Source organism: Fodinibius sp. (assembly GCF_041642155.1).
GTDB lineage: Bacteria > Bacteroidota > Rhodothermia > Balneolales > Balneolaceae > Fodinibius.
The window spans coordinates 1-4,207 of the sequence record NZ_JBEPWZ010000264.1 but is presented as its reverse complement, the minus strand read 5'-3'; the positions used below and the strand labels follow the sequence as shown (position 1 = coordinate 4,207).

General features: G+C 47.2%; 6 protein-coding genes and 1 pseudogene. 1 reads left to right on the top strand and 6 read right to left on the bottom strand.

From position 1 onward, the window contains the following. From ACESLU_RS12325 to rpmB, 6 genes and pseudogenes are all read right to left on the bottom strand, one after another. Window positions 1–207 (bottom strand): annotated as a pseudogene (locus ACESLU_RS12325) (tyrosine--tRNA ligase); the annotation flags it as partial. Window positions 208–221: 14 nt separating this feature from the next. Continuing rightward, window positions 222–779, bottom strand: coding sequence for a CvpA family protein (locus ACESLU_RS12320; protein ID WP_372638943.1), 558 nt, complete (start codon window positions 777–779; stop codon window positions 222–224). 12 nt (window positions 780–791) lie between these two features. Continuing rightward, the gene (locus ACESLU_RS12315; protein ID WP_372638942.1) at window positions 792–1,247 is read right to left on the bottom strand and encodes a GatB/YqeY domain-containing protein; all 456 of its coding nucleotides are present in this window, start codon (window positions 1,245–1,247) and stop codon (window positions 792–794) included. 125 nt (window positions 1,248–1,372) lie between these two features. Beyond that, the gene (locus tag ACESLU_RS12310) at window positions 1,373–1,543 is read right to left on the bottom strand and encodes a hypothetical protein (protein ID WP_372638941.1); all 171 of its coding nucleotides are present in this window, start codon (window positions 1,541–1,543) and stop codon (window positions 1,373–1,375) included. A 15-nt stretch (window positions 1,544–1,558) separates the two neighbouring features. Further along, entirely contained in the window at window positions 1,559–1,723 is a 165-nt protein-coding gene (gene rpmG, locus ACESLU_RS12305; protein WP_073067953.1) for a 50S ribosomal protein L33, read from the bottom strand. A 4-nt stretch (window positions 1,724–1,727) separates the two neighbouring features. Beyond that, window positions 1,728–1,973: a 50S ribosomal protein L28 gene (gene rpmB / locus ACESLU_RS12300; RefSeq protein WP_073067952.1), complete on the bottom strand. Its 246-nt coding sequence runs from the start codon at window positions 1,971–1,973 to the stop codon at window positions 1,728–1,730. A 286-nt stretch (window positions 1,974–2,259) separates the two neighbouring features. On the opposite strand from rpmB, the gene gyrB reads away from it, so the two are divergent. Beyond that, entirely contained in the window at window positions 2,260–4,188 is a 1,929-nt protein-coding gene (gene gyrB, locus ACESLU_RS12295) for a DNA topoisomerase (ATP-hydrolyzing) subunit B (protein WP_372638940.1), read from the top strand. Window positions 4,189–4,207 lie beyond the last annotated feature (19 nt).

Sequence of the window (4,207 nt, the reverse complement as noted above, 5' to 3'; positions counted from 1 at the left end):
GTCCTGGAACTGGCGCAACTTTCGAAGAATGACCGAGTGTCCCAGGTGAAGGTCGGGACGTGTGGGGTCGCATCCCAGCTTTATTTTGAGGGGTTGATTTTCCTTTTTTGAATGCTTCAGCTTTTCAACAAGTTCAACTTCCGGCACAATTTCCATCGTACCTCTTTTAATAACGTCGAGTTGCTCGTCAACAGGTAAAAATGACATGGAATAATATAGGGTTACTGTTCGAAAGTGGGAAAATTGGTAATTGGATTGTGTCTATCGAGGGTCTTACGGACTGTTTCGGCAAAATCTTCGGCCCCGGGATATACCGTTGCCACCGTGTCATAGGCCCAGGGAGCCAGGCAGATGATATAGGGATAAGATGTGGATTCTTCCCGTACCTCCTGTGAGGGCATATTCAGTCCGGCCGCCATCAAGAGCAGCGCACTGATGATGATACCGCATTTGAGCGCCCCGAACGCAAGTCCCGTCGCCCGGTTGATAAAATTAAGCTGTATTGTTTCGAGCAATTTCCGGGCCAGCACAGCCACGATGTTTACTGCCACGAGCGTGCCTATAAATATGATGAAGGCAGCGATAAAAGGGACATACGCCGCATTGTTTTCAATATATGGCTGAATATACGTCCCGGCCTCATCCATATACCGGAAAGTTAAGAATACGCCCAGCACAATACCGACAATACTGAGTACCTCCCTGATGAGTCCGTTTTTGAAGCCCCGGTAGGCAAAAAAAGCAATGGGCAGTACAATTAGAAGGTCCAGGAGATTCATGCCGTCGTCTTGTCAGGAAAGTTCTTCTTTAACGACTTTGCTCACCAGCGATCCTTCGGCTTTGCCTTTCAGCTCCTGCATCATGGCGCCCATAACTTTACCCATATCGGCCATATTTTCGGCACCCAGCTGCGCTATTTTATCACGCGCGATCTCACGCACCTCATCCTCCGAAAGCATCTCCGGCAGATAGCTGTTAATAATCTCAAGTTCTGCTTTTTCCGATGCGACCAGGTCGTCGCGGCCACCTTCCTCAAACTGTTCAATAGACTCTTTTCGCTGTTTGGCGGCCTTCATCAGTACTTCAATGGTCTGCTCGTCGGATAATGAAGCCTCCCCATCTTTACGTTCGCTGATTTCGCGTTCCAGAAGGTTGGCTTTCAGGGATCGCAGTACGCGCAGGCGTTCTTGTTCTTTGTTTTTCATAGCCTTTTTGAGGTCGGCCATGATCTGGTCTTTAAGTGCCATAATTCAATTCTGGTGTTATCATGTTGAAAAGTAGGATTGATCGGTCTGTATTGGCGTACCCGTCAAAAAAAAAGGTTCCACCCGTAAAACGAGTGCAACCTCTTCCGATAGCATAAAGAAGCTTATTACTCTTTATTGGCTTTGATGAAGTCTTGCACTTCGTCTTGCTCAACAATGGCTTCCTTATAGCCAAACTTGTTGTTGGCCGTCTTTTTCGCAACAATCACCTTTACCATGCGACGGTCGGCCTCGTTCTTATTTTGAGTCTGCGTTCCAAAAACTTGTTTTTTTGCCATGATCCTAATCGATTACTATTTGATTTCTTTATGAACAGTGTGCTTGCGAAGCACCGGGTTGTATTTTTTTAGCTCAATCCGATCAGGACTATTACGACGGTTTTTTGTCGTAACATATCGGGAAGATCCCGGCTTTTCCGTGCACTCTAAAATTACTTGTATTCTGTTTCCTTTTGCCATAATGCTATACGTCTTTTAAAAGAGTTCCTTTCTTTCTGGCTTCTTTTAAAACGGCACTGATGCCCTTTTTATTAATCGTGCGAAGCGTTTTGGCAGAAACCTTTAACGTGACCCACTTATCTTCCTCGGGAACGTAAAACCGTTTCTTTTGCAGGTTCTGCTGAAACTTATGCTTCGTTTTGTTGTTCGACTTGGAGGAGCGGTAACCGTTTAATGCTCCCTTGCCAGTAATATCATCTTTGCGTGCCATGATTCTGAAAACTCGTTGTTAACAATTCGTAGAGAGACGGAAAAAATAGGCTTATTCCTAAAAAATATCAATGTTTCTTTTGAGTAAAAAAGCCAAGCCTTTTCAACCGGATTTTGAGGATGGGACAAGGCCGTTTTGGGAGCATGACGGAAAGGGTTAAATTTCGATATACGGACAGATCTCCACTTTTGGCAATAACAGGCTTCGCTCACTTTGATTTTGCCTATTTATACACTATTTTCAGGCGTCTTCATCATTATTTTAAACCCCATTCATATCTATATTTATGGCGAAAACGAAAGGTTCAGATTATAAGGCGGAAAACATCCAGGTTTTGGAGGGACTTGAGGCCGTGCGAAAGCGTCCGGCGATGTATATCGGAGACACCGGACAGCGCGGACTTCACCACTTGATCAATGAGGTTGTTGATAACTCTATTGACGAAGCCCTGGCCGGATATTGCGACCGCATGGAAGTTATTATAAATGAGGACGGCTCAATGACGATCAAAGACAATGGTCGGGGCATTCCGGTGGATGAACATCCCAAAATAAAGCTGCCGGCGGTTGAGGTGGTGCTTACGAAGTTGCATGCCGGTGGTAAGTTTGACAAGAATACCTACAAAGTATCAGGAGGCCTGCATGGGGTGGGAGTCAGCTGTGTGAACGCCCTGTCCTCTCACTTTTATGCCGAAGTTCATCGCGACGGGGAAATTTACGTGATGGAATTCGAGTATGGCAAAACGGTTCAGCCGTTAAAAGTGAAAGGCAAAACCGATAAGACGGGTACGATTATAACGTTTAGCCCGGATGAGACCATTTTTACCCAGACAATGGAATTCAAGTATGATATCATTGCCGATCGTATGCGGGAGCTGGCCTTTTTGAACCCCGAAATTACGATTTTGCTCCGCGACGAGCGGGAAGAAGAAGTATTGGAAGAAGAATTTCACTTTGAAGGCGGTGTTAAGGATTTTGTGCAGTACCTGGATGAAAATCGCGAACCGATGATGAAAGAGCCCATTCTTATCAAGGGCGAAGTGGATATGGTACCTGTAGAGCTGGCCATCCAGTACAACAGCAGCTATAGCACCAACGTACATTCCTACGTCAATAATATTAACACGCGCGAGGGGGGGACGCACATCTCGGGATTCCGGCGCGCTTTGACGCGATCGCTGAAGAAGTATGCCGAAAACAATAACCTGATTAAAAGTAATATCAAGGTTCGGGGCGAAGATTTTCGGGAAGGAATGACCGCGGTACTCAATGTGAAGGTCCCGGAACCTCAGTTTGAGGGACAGACCAAGACCAAGCTGGGGAATTCGGAGGTGCAAAGCGCTGTCGAAGTCATCGTATATGAAAAGATGAACGAATACCTCGAACGCAATCCCAAGGAAGCCAAAAACATTCTGGAAAAAGTCATCCTCGCTGCGGAAGCCCGTGAGGCTGCCCGAAAAGCCAAAAAACTGATTCAGCGCAAGAGTGCGATGAGCGGGGGGGGACTGCCGGGAAAGCTGGCAGATTGTTCCATTAAAGATCCTGAGCACAGCGAAATTTACCTGGTGGAGGGCGACTCGGCCGGCGGATCGGCCAAAATGGGCCGCAACCGGAGCTTCCAGGCGATTCTGCCGCTCCGCGGGAAGATATTGAATGTAGAGAAGGCCAAAATAAACCGGATCCTGGAGAATAATGAGATCCAGGCGATGATTACGGCGCTGGGTGCGGGGGTCGGACATGCGGAAGAGGATTTTGATCTCGAAGACCTGAGATATCATAAAATCATTGTCATGACGGACGCCGATGTGGACGGTTCGCATATCCGAACGCTGTTGCTGACGTTCTTTTATCGCTACATGTACCCGCTTATCGAAAACGGGCATATTTATATTGCCACCCCGCCGCTTTATCGTATTTCTTACACGGGCGGTAACATCGAATACGCCTGGGATGATGATACCCGCGACAAGAAAGTCAAGGAACTGAGAAATTCGCGTACAAAATTTGATGTGTCGCGCTACAAGGGACTGGGAGAAATGAATCCGGAACAGCTTTGGGAGACAACAATGGATCCGGAAACACGTACCCTGCAGCGGGTGACGGTGGATAACGCGGCTTCTGCCGACAAGCTCTTCTCTACGCTCATGGGGGGCGATGTGGAACCCCGGCGCGAATTTATCGAGCGCAATGCCAAGTATGCAACGCTGGATATTTAGCGATTTGAAGTGAACTTAT

Excerpts from the sequence above, each read along its gene's own strand:
- ACESLU_RS12320 (WP_372638943.1), bottom strand. The coding sequence starts at position 779 with ATGAATCTCCTGGACCTTCTAATTGTACTGCCCATTGCTTTTTTTGCC.
- ACESLU_RS12315 (WP_372638942.1), bottom strand. The coding sequence starts at position 1,247 with ATGGCACTTAAAGACCAGATCATGGCCGACCTCAAAAAGGCTATGAAA.
- ACESLU_RS12310 (WP_372638941.1), bottom strand. The coding sequence starts at position 1,543 with ATGGCAAAAAAACAAGTTTTTGGAACGCAGACTCAAAATAAGAACGAG.
- rpmG (WP_073067953.1), bottom strand. The coding sequence starts at position 1,723 with ATGGCAAAAGGAAACAGAATACAAGTAATTTTAGAGTGCACGGAAAAG.
- rpmB (WP_073067952.1), bottom strand. The coding sequence starts at position 1,973 with ATGGCACGCAAAGATGATATTACTGGCAAGGGAGCATTAAACGGTTAC.
- gyrB (WP_372638940.1), top strand. The coding sequence starts at position 2,260 with ATGGCGAAAACGAAAGGTTCAGATTATAAGGCGGAAAACATCCAGGTT.